Raw genomic sequence first — 15808 nt, forward strand, 5'->3', positions numbered from 1 at the left:
GATTGAGGGGCGCCGCCCGACGCGGCATGGATCGGCCGGGCGGACAAAGCTATGGGCGGATCGTGGCGGACCTGGACCAGCAAATTGGCGAACGCATTTGCTTCGGGCCCTTCTGCCTGACCCCTGACGCGCGCCTGCTGACCCGGCACGGCGAACCCGTCGAGATCGGTGGCCGCTCCTTTGACCTGCTCGTGGTGCTCACCGATCAGCCCGGTCGCGTTCTCTCCAAGCGCGAGCTGCTCAAGCGCGTCTGGTCGGATGTGGTGGTTGAAGACGGGAGCCTGCGCTTCCACATGGCCGGGCTGCGCAAGCTGCTCGGCGACGGCGTCGACGGCGCGCGCTACATCGCGACCCAAGTTGGCGTCGGCTATGCATTCGTCGCCCCGGTCGAGCGGCACGGCGGTACGGCACCGCGGCGCCTGGAAGAGAGTGTCAGGGCGCCCACGACCAATCTGCCCGGGCGGCTGCCGCATCTAATCGGACGCGAGCGCGACGTGGCGCTTCTGGTCGAGCGCGTGGCCGATACGCCGCTCTTCTCGATCGTCGGCGCGGCGGGCGTGGGCAAGACCACACTCGCGGTTGAGACCGGTCACCGGCTGGCGCCCACGTTCGCGGATCAGGTCGCCTTCGTCGACTTCAGCATGCTCGAGAACATGGCGGTGGTACCTTCGATGATCGCCGGCGCGATGGGGATCGCAGTGCAGAGCGAGGATCCTCTCGCCGTGATCCTCGGCCATATCCGCGATCGCCCCTTCCTGCTCATCCTCGACAATTGCGAGCATGTCATCGAGGCGGTCGCCGGCATCGTCGAGCGGATCGTCGAGGGAGCGCCCAAAGCACGCGTGTTGACGACCTCGCGCGAGCCGTTGCGCGTGCGCGGCGAGCATGTCCTGCGCCTCGACGCGCTCAGCTATCCCGAGGATCTCGCCGGTCTGACCCGCGATCAGCTGCTCGCCTATCCAGCGGTGCAGCTCTTTCGCGAACGCGCTGCGGCGGCCGACAGCGCGCTGATGCTCGACGACGCGGCCGCCCGGCTGCTCGCCGAGATGTGCCAGCGCCTTGACGGAATGGCCTTGCCGATCGAGCTGGCCGCCGTCCGCGTCGCGACCCACGGCATCGAGGCCACTGCACGCCAGCTCGGCGAGCGGTTCAGCCTTGGCTGGTCGGGCCGGCGCACCGCGCAACCTCGCCAGCAGACGCTGCAGGCCACGCTCGACTGGAGCTACGATCTGCTCTCCGATTCCGAGCGTGTCGTGCTCGAGCGGCTTTCGATCTTCGTCGGGCCCTTCTCGATCGACGCGGCGCTGGGCGTGGTCGCCGGCGCCGACATCGGGTCGGACGAAGTCGCCGTCGCGATCGACGAACTCAGCTCGAAATCGCTGATCGTACCCGATCGCTCGCGCCGCACCGGCACCTATCGGCTGCTCGAGATGACTCGCGCCTATGCGCGCGAGAAGCTGCGCGCGCACGGCGACAACGCGCCGATCGCCATCGCCCGCCGCCACGCTGCCTATTTCCTCGCCGAGCTCGAGATGGCCGGGCAGGAGGAAGGCGTGCTGCAAGACGCCAGGCCGCTCCGCCCCCAGCTCGGCAATATCCGCAGCGCGCTCGACTGGTGCTTCGGGCGCGAGGGCGACCGCCGGATTGCGGTGCGCCTCGCCGCCGCCAGTGCGCCGGTGTTCCTCAATCTGTCGCACCTGATCGAGTGCCACACCTGGTCCACCCGCGCGCTTGCGGAGATCACGGACGATCAACGCGGCACCGCGCTGGAACTCGAGCTTCAGGCGGCGCTCGGCATCACCTTGATGTTCACGCGGGGCAACAGCGAAGCCGCCGGCACTGCGCTCGCCCGCGCGCTCGAGATCGCCACTGCGCTCGACGACAAATGGAACCAGCTGCGCCTGCTCGGCCGGCTGCACATCTTCCACGAGCGCGTGGGTGAATATGCCCTCGCGATGCGCCACGCCAAACGCGCCGTCGCGGTGGCCGAGGCAATCGGGGCGCCTGAGGCAATTAGCGTTGCCCATTCGCTTGCGGGCATTTCGCACCATCTCGCCGGCGACCAGAAAAATGCGCGGCGCGCGCTCGAGCTTTCGCTGCAGATGAGCCCGCCTTCCTCGCGTGGCCGAACCATCCATTACGGCTTCGATCACCGCAACCGCTCCGGGATTGCGCTGGCGCGGACGCTGTGGCTCTCAGGAGACGCCGAACAGGCCGGGCGGCTGGCGCGGCAGTTCGTCGGCGAGGCGGCACGGCTCGATCATCCGCTCACCCATTGCATCGCGATGATCTGGTCGTTCTCGGTCTTTCTGTGGATGGAGGATTTCACTGCCGCCGAGGCCGATCTCGCCGCCTTCGCCGAATGCGCCGAGGTGAATGCGCTGGGCCCCTATATCGCCGCCGCAGCCGGATTTCGCGGCGAGCTCGACATCCAGCGCGGCCGGACCGAAGATTCGCTCGGCGCACTGGAGGAAAGCCTCTTCCGGCTCCGGGCTGCGCGCTACGAGCTGCTGACCACGCCCTTCTCGATCGCGATTGCCCGCGGCCTCGCCGCAGAGTCGCGAACCGGTGAAGCATTGGCGCTGATCGACGCCACGCTCGCGCACTGCGAAGCCAATGGCGAGCGTTATGCAGCGCCCGAGCTGCTGCGTCTCAAGGCCCGGATCGTGCGCGCCGCCGGAGAAGAGGATGCAGGGATAGCATTGCTCGGACAGGCGCTCGCCCTCAGCCGCGAACAAGGCGCGCGCGCCTGGGAGCTTCGAGCCGCCACCGACCTCGCCGATCCGCCGCCGGACTAGGCTGTGGCGATATCGATCCTGCGCGACATTCGGATCGCGTCGAGGAACCGCTCGTCGTGGCTGACGACCAGAAGCGCACCGTCGAATGCATCCAGCCCGGCCTGCACTGCCGATCGACTCCATGTCGAGGTGATTCGTGGGTTGGTCGAGCACGAGCAGCGGGGGCGGCTTCGACCCGCCGAGCACACAGGCGAGCCCCGCACGCAGCGTCTGCCCGCCGGTGAGCGCCGCCACCCGGCGATCGGGGGCGTCGGCCCTGAACCCGAACCGGGCCAGCGCCCCCCGGCAATCATTGTCGGTCATCCCCACATTCTACGCCTGGATATTCTCCGCGATCGTAGCTCCAGCATCAACATGCTGACCCACTGGTCGAAACAGGCGAACGGCCCGTGATGACTCTGAGCAGCGTGGATTTGCCCGATCCATTGGGACCGCAGATCGGGGTCGGCTGTCTGAAAGCTTCCGCGTGGCCGATCAAGCCCCGCGTGGTCTCTGCCAACACGCACCTGAATACGAGCGTGCTCTCGGAACTGCGATGCCGCTCGCGCCGCTGGCGTAGTGCCCACCCACTATGGCGAGCCTGGTTGCCGTGACGAGATGGATGGCGATGGGACGGCATCGCATGCGAGCCATATCGCGGCTTCTGACCGGCGAGCGGAGTAGCCGTTCAGCTCGGAGGGAACGGGCACCATCGTTTTCCGGGACGCCTGGCTGGGTCTGAGGCCAGCAAACCAGACGGCTCTCTTCGTAGTGCAGTCGCTCGGAGACTGAAGAAGGATCAATAGCTGCCCTACGCCGCCCCAGCGGGGTTGTCTTCTGGGTCAACGTTCATCCTGATCGTCGAGCCGAAAGCTCGGCCACGGCGCCTTCCACGTCCAACGGGAGGCGATCAGGCGAGGCGATCCACGGAGCCTGATCCCGACTGAAGCCTGGAAGCCAGCCTACCGAACTCGCTTGCCAGCTCAGCATCCACGGCAGCAGGTCGTTCAGCTCGGAGCCGCAGATACTGCTCCTCGTTCAATCCATTCCTTTCCAGAATGGTGGCGCGCGCCTCTTGGACCGGAGCACCGGGTGAAGGAGGCTTGGGGTTGAGGATCGGGGTGCCGAAGATGTCCTTCACGCCAGGGATTTCGCCCGCTCGTGCCTTTGCTCCGTCCCCAAGCTTGTATCCAGCTGGAATCGCGAAGCTCGACATGGAACTGACTATCGACATCTGCACATACTCCACCGGGCTGTTCTCCTTAACCCTGCGGGACGATCGTTAACGCTGGGTTGATCACAAGCGGTTCCGATCAGTGGCGTTCTCATCCCGCCCTCACTCACCGATAAGCGGCAGCGGGCAAAAAAAAGGCCGCCGGCGACTAGCCGGCGGCCGGGTGCCCGAGGGGAGAGGGGGGCAGGACGGGCACCCTGGGGAGGTCTCGTGTGGCGCTACCGTCGCTCAGTTCCCCCTTTCGCGCCATCATACGTTCGGGCAGGTCGCATCAGTCCAATGGAGAGAGTTGGCGATCGAAGGGGCCATGCCGAACAGAACGGGGTGAACCGTTTCGCCTGCCCTACCCGCTCTTTCTCCACTCTGGGTAGCATCACCAGGTCGACGTGGATCTCCGCCGCAAGCAGGTGTCGTCGCTACCCGGTGCGAGATTGGCCCTCCCGTCAATCTGCCCAGGAGTCTACGTCGCGGATGGCCTGGGCAAAGGCCATGGGAGCCTCTTGGGGCAGGTTGTGACCGACACCACCAGTGATCATTCGATGTTCATACGGCGCGACGAACTTGGTCCGATAGTCGACCGGCCGCGGATGGGAGCGCCATTCGCATCCCCTCGAGCGTGATGCTCGGCAGGCGCACGGCCGGAAGCGTCGCCAGGCGCGCTTCCAGATGGGCGTAGCGCGGATCGCCAGAGGCAAGACTCTGCCTCCAACGGTAGTTGTGAATGGTCACGTCCACGTGGTCTGGATTGCTTAGAGCTGCCGCAGGCCGGGCGAACCTAGGCTCATCGAACGTCCACCGAGGGGAGGCGGTCTGCCATATCAGACGCGCAAAATCTTTAGTGAAGGTGGCATAGCCGGTTCGGCCGCGTTCGGTCGCGAAGTAGTGGAGATACCACCACTCACGCTCTGCGGCAGGAGCCTGCGGCCTCCGGCCAATGGCCTGACTGCTGATCAGATATCCGCTGACAGAGACAATAGCGCGGACCCGCTCGGGATAGAGCGCAGCCAAGCCACAGGCGCTCCGCGCACCCCAGTCGAAACCGGCGACGATCGGCCGTTCAAGGCGGAGGACCTCGATCAGCTCCATCGCATCGGCGACGAGCGCAGCCTGCTGGCCGCTCCTCGTGATAGGAAGCGGGGCCGAAGCCAGCGAGGAACGGGACGACGGCCCGGTAGCCCGCCCTCGCTAGGACGACTGCGACCTCCTCATAGCTGTGGATGTCGTATGGCCATCCATGGAGAAGGAGAACGGGCTGACCGCCACTAGGGCCGATGTCGGCGTAGGCGACGTCGAGCCTGCTCGTGCGAGCACGACGGAGGCCTGACGAGAGCAAGGAGCTTGCCACAGAGGACGTTTTCACTCCTGCCGCCTCCGATATGGAACCAGGCACGCTGGCCAAGGCCGCTCCCCCTACAACCGAGGCGAGGAACCGACGACGCTCCACTGTCGGCACATCGGCAGGTGTGCGGGTTGGTCTCCGCAACTCGGGGGCCCCGCCGGAGAGTATCTGAAACATCGGTTTGCGAGCGCCTTGATCTCGATTGGCCCAGCGAGCCGAGGCCGCCGCTGCGTGCGGCCTCGGCGCACCACCGTCATCCTCGGATGAAGTCCAGGATGTCCCGGTTAATGACCTCGGAGTTTGTGCCGGCCATCCCGTGAGGGTAGCCCTCGTAGGCCTTGAGGACACCCTTCTCGAGCAGCTTGACGGACAGCGGCGCTGAGTTGGCAAACGGCACCACCTGGTCGTCGGTGCCATGCATCACGAGTGTCGGCACCTTGATCCTCTTCAGATCCTCGGTGAAGTCGGTCTCCGAGAAGGCCTTGATGCAGTCATAGTGGGCTTTCGCGCTGCCGATCATTCCCTGGCGCCACCAGTTCTGGATCAGACCCTGGCTGACCTTCGCGCCGTCCCGATTGAAGCCGTAGAACGGACCCGAAGCTACATCGAGGTAGAACTGTGAGCGATCCTGAGCGAGGGCTCGGCGGAAGCCGTCGAACACGTCGAGCGGTAGCCCTCCGGGATTGCTGGCCATCTTGACCATGACCGGTGGGACAGCCGCCACAAGGACAAGCTTCGCAAGAGCGCCCGGCTTTGCTCGTGCGGCGTAGTGCGCTGCTTCGCCCCCGCCGGTCGAATGGCCGATATGGACCGCTCCGTTCAGCTTGAGCGCCGCAACGAGCGCGGACACGTCGGCAGCATAGGTGTCCATGTCGTGGCCGTTGTCTGTCTGCGTGGATCGCCCGTGACCACGACGGTCATGAGCGATGACCCGATACCCTTGGCTTCGGAAGAATAGGAGCTGATTGTCCCACTCGTCGGCCGTGAGCGGCCAACCATGGTGAAAGACCAGAGGCTGCGCATCCCGCGGGCCCCAGTCCTTGTAGAAGATCTGAGCGCCATCGGCGGCGACGATGTAATTCATGGCAACTGCTCCTTTGCGCGCGGGAGTGATGGTCCGGCCCGAGGCTGCGCCGGGACCCTGCAGACCGAGAGCGACAACGGCGGCACCGCCCCCGACGATGGCCGTGCGGCGATCGATCATGAAGCCCTCAAGCTGGGACATGGCAGAACCTCGTTGCTGACTGGCCTGCCGACTCCCTGAACATGAAAGCCGGCGACCTCCCTTTTGATAGCGAGCGTCGCGCCGGCGACGATCATCCGGGAGCAGGGTGAGCTCTATGCGAAGGTCCAGTGACCGGCAGCGATGCGGACAGGAGCTGAACTTCCGAAGATGAGGGGCGTCTGCGGTTCTTCATGACCCGTCCTCGCTTCGGCCAGAAACGATCCTGTCTGGCACCCGACCTCTCAGCGGGCATCATCCAATCGTCGTCGGGTTCAACGCTGCAGGACAGGGGCGCTCGCCGGAGAGGGCAGCTCGCCCGACCCATCCGGACGTGATCCGCTTAGCTTCGGCACGTGCGGACATATTCAAGAAGGGACTGCCGCCGAGGCCGATCATGGGCGCATCGTCCTGAAGGGGCTTACCTCAAGAGCCGGCCCCGCTCGGACCAATACGGGATATTCGACGAGGATGACGACGATCGGCGAGGCGAAGGGTGCGTGGGCGGAAACCGCCACAGATGGAAACATCCACACTCCGGGTATCGTTCATGACCTCGGCAACATGATGCAGGTGCTTGGAAGCGCACTCGGGCTGTTGCAACGGCATCCAGCAATCGCCGCCAACTCCGAACCTCAAGCGCTGCTATCCGGAGCCATCTTCGCTCTTGAACGGGTTCGTTCTCTGGCGCGGCAGCTTGGGCCGCAGCCGCGCATCAACATCGACCAGGTTCAGGTCGGCACTTGCATTTTGGAGATCGAGCAGGTGCTGCGCATGGCCGTGCCACCTCGGATTTCATTGTCGGTGGAAGTGGAGCCTGACCTCCCCGTGCTGCTCTGTAATCGGCACTGCCTTGAGAACGTGCTCCTGAACCTCATCCGAAACGCCTGTGACGCCGTAGAGGGAAGTGGGCGCATCGTCGTTTCGGCCCGACTCGAGCGACGCACTCAGCGCGTGCTCGTCGAGGTTGCTGACAACGGAACAGGCATGTCCGCCGAAGTTCTCGAGCGAGCCGCCGCCCCCTACTTCACGACGAAGGCGAGCGGGACTGGGCTTGGACTGGCCATGGCGAAGCGCTTCACCTCTGCTCTTCAAGGAGACCTCACAATCATGAGTGCCCGGGGAGAAGGGACGACCGTCAGCCTCGCGCTCTCGGCCGCTGGAACAGTTCGCGCTTTCTGAGGCTGCTGCCGTATGGGGCCCCCACCGCTCTCGGCGAGGCAGTTCAGCGGGCGTGCGCTAGGTCCAACGGGGAGCGACTTCCGCAGCAGGTAGCTCAACCCGGAACTCCGCGCCACCTGCACTCACATTGGCCGCTGATATCGTGCCTCCGTGCGCCGCCACGATCGACCGACAGATGGCCAAGCCGATGCCCATGCCCTCATCCTTGGTGGTGAAGAAGCCGTCGAAGATCCGGCTCAGATGCTCGGCTGGAATGCCGGGACCTCGATCGCGAAGGGTCAGGACTGAAGAGCCTTCGGCATCCGCCATCGTCTCGATGGTGAGCAGCCTCTCTGCTTCATCCACCCCCTCCATCGCCTGCGCCGCGTTGATGAGGAGGTTCACCACGACCTGTTGCAGCTGGACCCGATCACCCATCACTCGAGGTAGGTTGCGCGCGCAGGACGTCGCAACCCTTATGGAGCGGGTCTCGATCTCATGCTTGACGAACAGCAGACTCTGCTGAACGATCTCGTTCAGCGTGAGCGACACTGTCTCAGGAGCGCGCTTCGACGCCATTCCGCGAATGCGCTGGACGATCTCATCGGCGCGACGGGCACTTGCGGCGATCCTCGCGGTCAGTTGGGTGACCTTCGTCACGTCCGGCACATCACGTGCCAGCCATCGCAGGCTCGTCTCCGCGTTCGTCATTATCGCCGCCAGGGGCTGGTTCACCTCGTGCGCAATGGAACTCGTCAGCTCTCCGAGCATCGAGACCCTGGCTGCATGGCTGTAGTCGGCCTGGAGCTGCCGGAGTTGTGCCTCCATGCGCACTCTGTCCGTCATGTCCTCGAGGCTGAAGATCGTCGTGTCGAGTTCGGTGAGAGGTTCAGGGTAGGTGACGGAGAAGCGCACGTCGAGCACACGTCCATCCAGTGCGCGAACCTTCATGAATTCACTGTGGCTCGTGCGCCCGCTGAATCTCCCTACCATCACGCGGCGCAGTGTGGCCGGGCTGATGGCGAACAGATGGCCCACGGGTCGGATCAGGTCATGCGGGCCCTGTCCGCCCAACAGTTCTACCGCACGGCGGTTCACGTCGGTGACCGGCACGGATCTCCCAGCCAGATCGATGAGCTCGGGATGTTCTTGGAGATAGCCGTCGAAGTCTACCACTCCCTGCGCCCGGAGTCCGGCGTAGATCTTGCCCATGTGACTGGCATCGACCTGCAGAAGCGCGACAGGCATGTAGTGGATGAGCTTGCGATACCGAGCCTCGCTCGCCTTCAGGTACAAGTAGGAGCGGTCATCATCGGCGACGCCTTCGACGCTGATGAAGACGTGCGTCGGCCGTTCGCTGTCGGCGCGCCACGCAGTGACTACTGGGTCGCGCAGAATGCCGTCCGTGGGTAGTCCGCGGAAAACGCTTCGGCCTGCCTCTGACCGCAAGGCCTCGACGATCAGCTCTCCCAAGGCGGATCTGCTCGCGAGCGGCCAAAAGGCCGCGACGCGTTGTCCAGCCATGATCTCCCGAGTGCGGTTTCCCCCGACAAGCCGAGCGGTCCGTTTGTTGACCCGGACGATCAAGGCCTTCTCGACGATCTCCTGGTAGAGGGCGGCATGCCGGCCATCAGGGTCTCCCGCTCGTTCGCCCTCGATATCCGCGAGGATCGACTCACATGGGGCGACGTCGATCTCCCAGCTTGCCGCCATCATCTGATCCGGTGCGTCGATCGGATCGATGGAAGTTGGCCGGTGGCCGCTGGTCGGCGCCGCGAATTCCACGACGTCCCGCAGCTCCCCTGAGTCCTCGAAGCGGACCAGGCGCCGCGCCTGCACCTCTACGACATGACCGTCCCGGGAGCGTCGCTTGAGAACTCCGCGCCAGAAGCCCTCCTGCAGCAGGGCGGCCCACGCTGAGGCCTCTTGCCTGGAGGAAGCCGCGAGCCGCGTGACCTGGACACCTTCGACAGACAGCGCCGGCCATCCGAAGAGCCGCTCGGCTGCCGGGTTCCAGTAGCGGACCCGACCGTCCTCATCGAACAGAACGGTGCTTTCCGAAGCAAGTTCGGCCAGGCTCATTTCGTCTGATGCAGGCGATGCCATCAGCTGCTGTGTCCTTCCCCGGCCGCGACCGAGCCAGAGCCCATGGCAGCGGAGAGGGCATCGAGCAGGCGCTTGTCACCTACGGGTTTAGAAAGCCAGCAATGCGCCCCGAGACCTAGGGCCCGCGCCCGCACCTGCTGATCCAAGATCGACGAGAGAACAATGATCGGTAGGTCGCAGCGGTCCTTCTGGAGCCGCTCCAGCAATTCAATCCCGCTCATTCCCTCCATCCGGACGTCAGTCACGATGCAGTCGAAATGCGTTGTCCTCAGAGCCGCAAGAAATGCGCCGGCCGTCGCGAAGCAGCGGCAGATCAGGCCTGAGACATGGAGCAGATCGCCCAGCGCCTCGCGGACAGCTTCGTCATCGTCGATGATGGCGACGGTCGGTATCTGAGGCAAAGGCCACATCCTTTCGGTGCGGTCTCAAGAACCGCCGCCGACACTGTCGCGCAGCTCGTAAGCCTTTAGAACCATACCAAAGTCTAGTGCGACGCTTCGCCCCGCACATCGGCCGGCAACTTCTCCCAGGCTCGGATCAGCTCGCCCACCGACGCGGTGCTCATCTTTCGCATGACGTTGCTGCGATGAAGCTTCACGGTGATTTCGCTGATCCCAAGGTCATAGGCGATCTGCTTGTTCAGCCTGCCCATGGCCACCTCACGCAGGACCTGGCGCTCCCGGGGAGTAAGCAGGGAGAACCGCTGCAGGTGGCCCTCCACGATGCGCGCGTCCGCGCGTTGCGACTTGTCCCGCTCGATACCCGACAACACGGCATCGATCAGCGTCTGATCCCGCACCGGCTTCGTGAGGAAGTCGATGGCTCCAGACTTCATCGCCTGAACCGACATCGGGATGTCTCCATGGCCCGTGAGGAAGACGATTGGTGTAGCTATCCCGGCCGACTTCAGATGTTCCTGGAGGTCCAGACCACTCGCTCCAGGCATGCGGATATCGACGATCAGGCACTTTGCCTGCGCCAAGAGCGGTGAAGCGACGAGTTCACGGGTGGAGGAGAAGCAAACCGCTTCGATGCCGACGGAGAGCAGCAACTCTCCTACTGCGGTGCGCACGTCCTCGTCGTCATCGACGACGAGGGCCAAGGCAGTTTCCTCGGGTGGCGGAGCTCCGATCATTCTTCTCGATCCTGGTGCGACCTCAAGGAAGAGGCGAAGCAGCGACCATAGGCATCCCGGCGACTGCCTCCCGCTGCCCTGTAGGAAGGCTCGAGCTCACCATTGCGCCAGTGCGAGCTCGACCTTGGTATAGGGCAGCGCCTCGAGCCGCTGGCCGCAGCTTGGCGCGCGCATCCGAGATCTCTTGGGCGAAGAGCCCTCGAAGTGCCGCGTCAGCGCTCCGTTATCCCACCTGCCTGGCGACGGGACGGAAGCCAGACGATTGGCGGCAAATGTCTCGCGCATCAGCGACGGCCCATGCGGTTATGGCGGCACCGATTAGCGCCGGCAGCGTCACAGCCGGGAAGTCCCTTACCAGAACGGATGGACCGCAGATCCCCACCGCCACTTCCCAAAAGTGAAACAGTGCGTGACCCCACAGCCACATGACCGGTGCGCCCCACAGCAGGACGCGGTGCACGGGCCGGACTATGCCCAGGAGGAAGCCGCATCCGATGAAAATAAAGATGATCCCGATGTCTCGGATGAAATGCTGATTGAACGGCCCCGTAGTCGTCACCCCGGGGACGGCGAAATACCATCCGGCCGGCGACACCAGCATGAACACGCCGTTCGCGATTGCGCCTAGGCCGAGCAAGGCGGCCGCCGTCAGACATGTCTTCTCTAGCATGGTGGCTCTCTCCGCGCAGGATGCCCTGGTGAGGTGTTACGATCGGCGGACCGGCGCATTGGCGAGCCAGTCTTCAAGACGGGTCGAGCCAAGACGGGCGTCGGGTCCCGGGATCAGCTCCTCGCCCTGGAGGCGAACGCCGAAGTATCGAGCTTCCTGGTCCATGATGACCTTGCGTTCATCCTTGTCGAACGCAAGCACGCGGCCGATCAGTTTGTCCATCCGGAACCGCTCAGGGCCGCCGATCTCGATGGTGTCGTTTGCCGGTGTGGCCATCGCGGCAGCCGCGACCGCGTCAGCGACGTCGTCTGCAGCAATCGGCTGAATCGAGGCCGGCGGCAGGCGAATGTCATCGCCAACCTGGCCGGACTGGGCGATGCCACGCAGGAAGTCCATGAACTGCGTCGCACGAAGGATCGTCCATGGCGTCGCACCCGACTTGATGAGCTGCTCCTGGACGAGCTTGGCTCTGAAGTATCCGCTTTCCTGCAGCTTCTCCGTGCCGACTACCGAGAGGGCAACATGGTGCCGTACGCCCGCCTTCGCCTCGCCATCCCTGATGTTTTGCCCGGCTGTCCGGAAGAACGACATCGAGGTCTCGTCATCGAACGCGGGGGAGTTGGCGAGATTCACGACGACGTCGGCTCCACCGAACGCGTCCAGAAGACCTTGTCCCGTAACGATATCGACCCCCGTGCTCGGGGCAGCGGCCATAGCCTCGTGACCTGCCGCCCTCAAGCGGTCCGAAACCCTCGAGCCGATCAGGCCCGTGCCACCGATTATGACGATCCGCATCAGCTTGCCCTCCGCTGGTCTGAAGAAGTTCGCTGGGACGCTATCCTCGTTTTGTGAGCTGGGGGCAGAGGGCGCTGGGTGCGGTTATCCGTAGACGACACGGTGAAAGAACCTAGCCCGCGGCATATCCCGCCCATGTCATCCCTATCGGACGGGACAGCGCCCACTACTCTGAAGAATGGATCGGGCTGACCGTCGAGCTAGCAAACCTATCCAACAATCGTCAGGTCGCCTCGAAACGGCTGTAGTGGCCTAATCTCAGGTTTGATTCCGCTGCACCATGCCCAGGCACTAACCTGAGCGTGGATTCTGCTCCTCCGCGCGGTCGCTGTCGTGAGCGCCTTGGTGAGCGACTGAGGTCCCCTCGTGAACTGTAGTCGAGGCGCGATTTTAGGCGGTGGCGCGGAGGCGAGCAGGGTCGCGCCGCGAGGCAGCCGACGAAGAGGAAGGCACGATGACCCCCCCGATCAAGATCTTGCTTCAGACGACGATCACTGCGGTCGAGGACGATTGGGCGATCAACCGGTTCTCGATGCTGCGCGCCTATCTGGCCGGTCTGACCGATACGACCGGAACTCCCCTTTTCGAGGTAACAGCACGGGATCGATCCGTTGCCCATGGACCTGATCCGCTCCTCTCCACCTTGGATTCCTCGGACTTCGATGAGATGTGGCTATTCGCCGTCGACGTAGGCGACGGGCTCGACAGCGCGGATTGCGCGGCCATCAGCCGGTTCAGGGAGCAGGGTGGCGGCCTGCTGGTGACTCGCGACCATATGGATCTCGGCAGCTCCTTATGCACGCTGGGCGGGGTTGGACGCGCGCACTTCTTCCACAGCCGCAATCCCGAGCCCGAGGAGGCACGACGACGGATCGACGACCGGGAGACTGCCTACATCCTATGGCCGAACTACCATTCCGGAGCGAACGGCGACTTTCAGGAGATCGAGGTGTTGGACCCGCCGCACCCCGTGCTGCAGGATCCCGAACGGCCCGGCGAGCGTCTCCGCTTCCTACCATCACATCCGCATGAAGGTGCGGTGGGCGCCCCCGCCGACGACCCGAGCGCGCGCGTCATCGCGATGGGGCAGAGCAAGGTATCCGGAACGCGCTTCCCGCTCGCCGTCGCATTCGAAGGCACGAATGGAGTGGGCCGCGGGATCGCCCAGTCCACCTTCCATCACTTCGCTGACTACAACTGGAACAGCGCGTCGGGTTGTCCAAGCTTCGTAAGTGAAGCGCCCAGTTCAAGGCTTGCTCGCTGTCCCGCGGCCCAACGGTCGGTTCACCTCTACGTCCGGAACCTGGCCCTTTGGCTCGCGGGAAGATCACCAAGCTGACCAGACGAGCGATGGGGGGTGACCAGCAAGCAAGGAGAAGCCGATCATGCTGAGCGCGCCCTACGGACACGCCCCAAGCGACCCATCTCAGCCTCCCGATCGGAGGCGCGACAGAGGGTTGAGCCCAAACGAGCAAAGTGTCGTCGCCCTATCGCTGTTCGATCACGTCTCGACCATTAGGGAGCCTGGCGGACTGGCCCGCCTGCTCGGATGGGCCTTCGGCTTCAGAGCCTCGAACCGCCTGGCCAACGAGCGGCTGGAGCACCTCCGACGCTACAGTGTCCTACTGAGACTAGGTGATCCGAGCATCGTACAGACGCGCAGCCAACTTCGTCAGCAGTTCCGCTTTTCCGAGACCGCGCTGCTCGAGGTTGAGGAGCTGATCCGGCGAAACCGCCGCGCCTGACAACGGCAACAGGATGCGACCAGCATCTGGGGCCACGGCGGCGCAAACTCAGGCCTGCCGTTCAGCAAGACTACGATGACGCGGCGCCGTCCGGATAGTATCACCTATACGCGGGTATGCAGGCGATCATGCCTCGACCCAATCGACCAGGAAGTGCTCCCTCCATAGCCTTGTCCTCGCCGCTCACATCGCGGCGGAAGTGAGGACTGGACATGCATACTGATACGATCGAGAGGCCCCGCACGGCCGCCGTGGAAGAACTCGTACCGTCGCGCTACGCGCTGAAGGTGGGTGATATCGAAGTCCTGGTGATCAGCGATGGCGTATTGCCGTTGCCTACCCAGACCATGTCTACGAACGTGGATGAAGCGACGCGGACCGGCTGGTTCAAAGACCAGTTTCTTGGCCCGGACGCCTTCGACTGGGGACTGAATGTCCTCGTGCTGCAGACAGGCGATAGGACCATCCTGGTTGACGCCGGCCTCGGCGGCCAGTTCCCGGGCTTCCCCCGCGCGGGTCGCCTGCCGGACCGGCTCGAGGCGGCCGGCATATCCTTGTCCTCCATCACCGACGTGATTCTGACCCACATGCATATGGACCATATCGGCGGATTGTTGGTCGATGGCGTGCAGGAAAGGCTCAGTCCCGATCTCAGGATCCACGTGTCGGCGTCGGAGGTCGAGTTCTGGAAGGCGCCGGACTTCTCCCGCACGGCCATGCCGGCGCCGGTGCCAGACGTGCTGCGGTCGACGGCGAAGGACTTCCTGCTTCGATATGGATCGAACCTGCAGATGTTCGAGGAGGAAGTCGAAGTGGCGCCGGGCGTGCTCGTCAAGCGCACGGGCGGCCATACCCCTGGGCACAGCATTGTCCGCGTGGCCGCTGGCAGTGACCGGCTCATGTTCGCAGGCGATGCGATCTTCCCCGTCGGCTTCGATCACCCCGATTGGGAGAATGGCTTTGAGCATGATCCCGAGGAAGCCACCCGTGTTCGGATGAAGCTACTCAGCGAGGCTGCGGAGACTGGTGAGCTTTTCGTCGCCACACATCTGACCTTCCCCTCGGTCGGGCGCGTGTCAGTTGCCGGAGAGGCATTTCGCTACGTGCCAGCGATCTGGGACTACTGACCGAGTGCCGGAGGTGAGCTTGGGCGAATGCGGAGCGAGGTCCGCATTCGCCCAGGCCACCTGCGGCAGCGGCGCAAGCAGCCTACGCTGACGCCAGCCCGTCCAGTCCCGCTCTGAAGGAATCGAGATGAACCCGCGGGACGTGAGAAACAACGGCTCCGCCTCCCGTGCGAAGAATGGCGTCTCGGAATACCTCGGTCCGCTCCTGTTGTGCTCCCCGGGGCCGGCCGGACTCGCCTGGATCGTCTACGAATCGCTTGCCGACCTAGCCATCGCCCTCGTGATTTCTGCGATCGCATATGTCACGATTGCCGCAGTCTTTGCTCCCCGAAACTGACGCCCTTCTGCCGTTCTGAGAAGCACGTCGCACCTGCAGTCCACCAATGGATACCCATAGGGTGGCCGAAACCACCGGGACGGCTATTTCAACCAAAGTTGATGCGGTCCGGATCCGGTGCAAGGCTGCTTCCGCGCGCCGCAGGATTGGATGGGTGTGC

17 protein-coding genes are annotated in these 15808 nt (G+C 64.2%); 8 read left to right on the forward strand and 9 right to left on the reverse strand.

Features of this window, described 5'->3' with window-relative positions; translation table 11 throughout:
* Nucleotides 1-62: 62 nt before the first annotated feature.
* Both GON01_RS02625 and GON01_RS17310 read left to right on the forward strand, forming a co-directional pair.
* Nucleotides 63-2798 carry an ATP-binding protein gene (locus GON01_RS02625; RefSeq protein ID WP_181600258.1) on the forward strand — a complete coding sequence of 912 codons (2736 nt, stop codon included), beginning with the start codon at nucleotides 63-65 and terminating at the stop codon, nucleotides 2796-2798.
* 3 nt (nucleotides 2799-2801) lie between these two features.
* Nucleotides 2802-3191: a hypothetical protein gene (locus GON01_RS17310; RefSeq protein ID WP_309503878.1), complete on the forward strand. Its 390-nt coding sequence runs from the start codon at nucleotides 2802-2804 to the stop codon at nucleotides 3189-3191.
* On the opposite strand, the gene GON01_RS17390 is transcribed toward GON01_RS17310, so the two are convergent.
* A complete protein-coding gene (locus GON01_RS17390) occupies nucleotides 3148-3300 on the reverse strand; it encodes an ATP-binding cassette domain-containing protein (protein ID WP_408640891.1) in 153 nt (50 codons plus the stop codon). The genes GON01_RS17310 and GON01_RS17390 overlap by 44 nt on opposite strands.
* Before the next feature lie 56 nt (nucleotides 3301-3356).
* On the opposite strand from GON01_RS17390, the gene GON01_RS17315 reads away from it, so the two are divergent.
* Complete coding sequence (locus GON01_RS17315) at nucleotides 3357-3461, forward strand: hypothetical protein (RefSeq protein ID WP_332308465.1); 105 nt, start codon at nucleotides 3357-3359, stop codon at nucleotides 3459-3461.
* Between the two features lie 226 nt (nucleotides 3462-3687).
* Here the strand turns inward: GON01_RS17315 and GON01_RS02635 are convergent, their stop codons facing one another.
* The 3 genes from GON01_RS02635 to GON01_RS02645 all read right to left on the reverse strand — a co-directional run bounded on the left by GON01_RS02635 (nucleotide 3688) and on the right by GON01_RS02645 (nucleotide 6434).
* Complete coding sequence (locus GON01_RS02635) at nucleotides 3688-4026, reverse strand: hypothetical protein (protein WP_157025786.1); 339 nt, start codon at nucleotides 4024-4026, stop codon at nucleotides 3688-3690.
* A 528-nt stretch (nucleotides 4027-4554) separates the two neighbouring features.
* Complete coding sequence (locus GON01_RS16545) at nucleotides 4555-5097, reverse strand: alpha/beta fold hydrolase (RefSeq protein WP_232328613.1); 543 nt, start codon at nucleotides 5095-5097, stop codon at nucleotides 4555-4557.
* 506 nt (nucleotides 5098-5603) lie between these two features.
* A complete protein-coding gene (locus GON01_RS02645; RefSeq protein WP_157025948.1) occupies nucleotides 5604-6434 on the reverse strand; it encodes an alpha/beta fold hydrolase in 831 nt (276 codons plus the stop codon).
* A gap of 609 nt (nucleotides 6435-7043) precedes the next feature.
* Between GON01_RS02645 and GON01_RS02650 the strand changes: the two genes are divergently transcribed.
* Nucleotides 7044-7754 (forward strand): sensor histidine kinase, encoded by a 711-nt coding sequence (locus tag GON01_RS02650; RefSeq protein ID WP_157025789.1) that lies wholly within the window; start codon nucleotides 7044-7046, stop codon nucleotides 7752-7754.
* A 57-nt stretch (nucleotides 7755-7811) separates the two neighbouring features.
* Here GON01_RS02650 and GON01_RS02655 read toward each other — a convergent pair whose 3' ends face one another.
* The 5 genes from GON01_RS02655 to GON01_RS02675 all read right to left on the reverse strand — a co-directional run bounded on the left by GON01_RS02655 (nucleotide 7812) and on the right by GON01_RS02675 (nucleotide 12439).
* Nucleotides 7812-9815 (reverse strand): ATP-binding protein, encoded by a 2004-nt coding sequence (locus tag GON01_RS02655; protein ID WP_232328614.1) that lies wholly within the window; start codon nucleotides 9813-9815, stop codon nucleotides 7812-7814.
* Between the two features lie 23 nt (nucleotides 9816-9838).
* Nucleotides 9839-10240 (reverse strand): response regulator transcription factor, encoded by a 402-nt coding sequence (locus GON01_RS02660; protein WP_232328615.1) that lies wholly within the window; start codon nucleotides 10238-10240, stop codon nucleotides 9839-9841.
* Between the two features lie 83 nt (nucleotides 10241-10323).
* Nucleotides 10324-10941 carry a response regulator transcription factor gene (locus GON01_RS02665; RefSeq protein ID WP_232328616.1) on the reverse strand — a complete coding sequence of 206 codons (618 nt, stop codon included), beginning with the start codon at nucleotides 10939-10941 and terminating at the stop codon, nucleotides 10324-10326.
* A 256-nt stretch (nucleotides 10942-11197) separates the two neighbouring features.
* On the reverse strand, nucleotides 11198-11575 hold the full coding sequence (locus GON01_RS02670; RefSeq protein WP_232328629.1) for a hypothetical protein: 378 nt from the start codon (nucleotides 11573-11575) through the stop codon (nucleotides 11198-11200).
* A gap of 105 nt (nucleotides 11576-11680) precedes the next feature.
* The gene (locus GON01_RS02675; protein ID WP_157025797.1) at nucleotides 11681-12439 is read right to left on the reverse strand and encodes an SDR family oxidoreductase; all 759 of its coding nucleotides are present in this window, start codon (nucleotides 12437-12439) and stop codon (nucleotides 11681-11683) included.
* Nucleotides 12440-12893: 454 nt separating this feature from the next.
* On the opposite strand from GON01_RS02675, the gene GON01_RS02680 reads away from it, so the two are divergent.
* The 4 genes from GON01_RS02680 to GON01_RS02695 all read left to right on the forward strand — a co-directional run bounded on the left by GON01_RS02680 (nucleotide 12894) and on the right by GON01_RS02695 (nucleotide 15648).
* The gene (locus GON01_RS02680) at nucleotides 12894-13778 is read left to right on the forward strand and encodes a hypothetical protein (protein ID WP_157025799.1); all 885 of its coding nucleotides are present in this window, start codon (nucleotides 12894-12896) and stop codon (nucleotides 13776-13778) included.
* A gap of 46 nt (nucleotides 13779-13824) precedes the next feature.
* A complete protein-coding gene (locus GON01_RS02685) occupies nucleotides 13825-14184 on the forward strand; it encodes a hypothetical protein (protein WP_157025801.1) in 360 nt (119 codons plus the stop codon).
* A gap of 212 nt (nucleotides 14185-14396) precedes the next feature.
* The gene (locus GON01_RS02690; protein WP_157025803.1) at nucleotides 14397-15311 is read left to right on the forward strand and encodes an MBL fold metallo-hydrolase; all 915 of its coding nucleotides are present in this window, start codon (nucleotides 14397-14399) and stop codon (nucleotides 15309-15311) included.
* A gap of 127 nt (nucleotides 15312-15438) precedes the next feature.
* Nucleotides 15439-15648, forward strand: coding sequence for a hypothetical protein (locus GON01_RS02695; RefSeq protein WP_157025805.1), 210 nt, complete (start codon nucleotides 15439-15441; stop codon nucleotides 15646-15648).
* Nucleotides 15649-15808: the final 160 nt, after the last annotated feature.

It is taken from the genome of Sphingomonas horti (assembly GCF_009753715.1).
Taxonomy (GTDB): domain Bacteria; phylum Pseudomonadota; class Alphaproteobacteria; order Sphingomonadales; family Sphingomonadaceae; genus Sphingomonas_B; species Sphingomonas_B horti.

Bases quoted from the DNA above. Each gene is read 5' to 3' on its own strand.
- GON01_RS02650 (WP_157025789.1), top strand. From the start codon at position 7,044: ATGACGACGATCGGCGAGGCGAAGGGTGCGTGGGCGGAAACCGCCACA.
- GON01_RS02645 (WP_157025948.1), bottom strand. From the start codon at position 6,434: ATGAATTACATCGTCGCCGCCGATGGCGCTCAGATCTTCTACAAGGAC.
- GON01_RS02655 (WP_232328614.1), bottom strand. From the start codon at position 9,815: ATGAGCCTGGCCGAACTTGCTTCGGAAAGCACCGTTCTGTTCGATGAG.
- GON01_RS02690 (WP_157025803.1), top strand. From the start codon at position 14,397: ATGCATACTGATACGATCGAGAGGCCCCGCACGGCCGCCGTGGAAGAA.
- GON01_RS02670 (WP_232328629.1), bottom strand. From the start codon at position 11,575: ATGCTGGTGTCGCCGGCCGGATGGTATTTCGCCGTCCCCGGGGTGACG.
- GON01_RS02680 (WP_157025799.1), top strand. From the start codon at position 12,894: ATGACCCCCCCGATCAAGATCTTGCTTCAGACGACGATCACTGCGGTC.
- GON01_RS02685 (WP_157025801.1), top strand. From the start codon at position 13,825: ATGCTGAGCGCGCCCTACGGACACGCCCCAAGCGACCCATCTCAGCCT.
- GON01_RS02695 (WP_157025805.1), top strand. From the start codon at position 15,439: ATGAACCCGCGGGACGTGAGAAACAACGGCTCCGCCTCCCGTGCGAAG.
- GON01_RS16545 (WP_232328613.1), bottom strand. From the start codon at position 5,097: ATGGAGCTGATCGAGGTCCTCCGCCTTGAACGGCCGATCGTCGCCGGT.
- GON01_RS02675 (WP_157025797.1), bottom strand. From the start codon at position 12,439: ATGCGGATCGTCATAATCGGTGGCACGGGCCTGATCGGCTCGAGGGTT.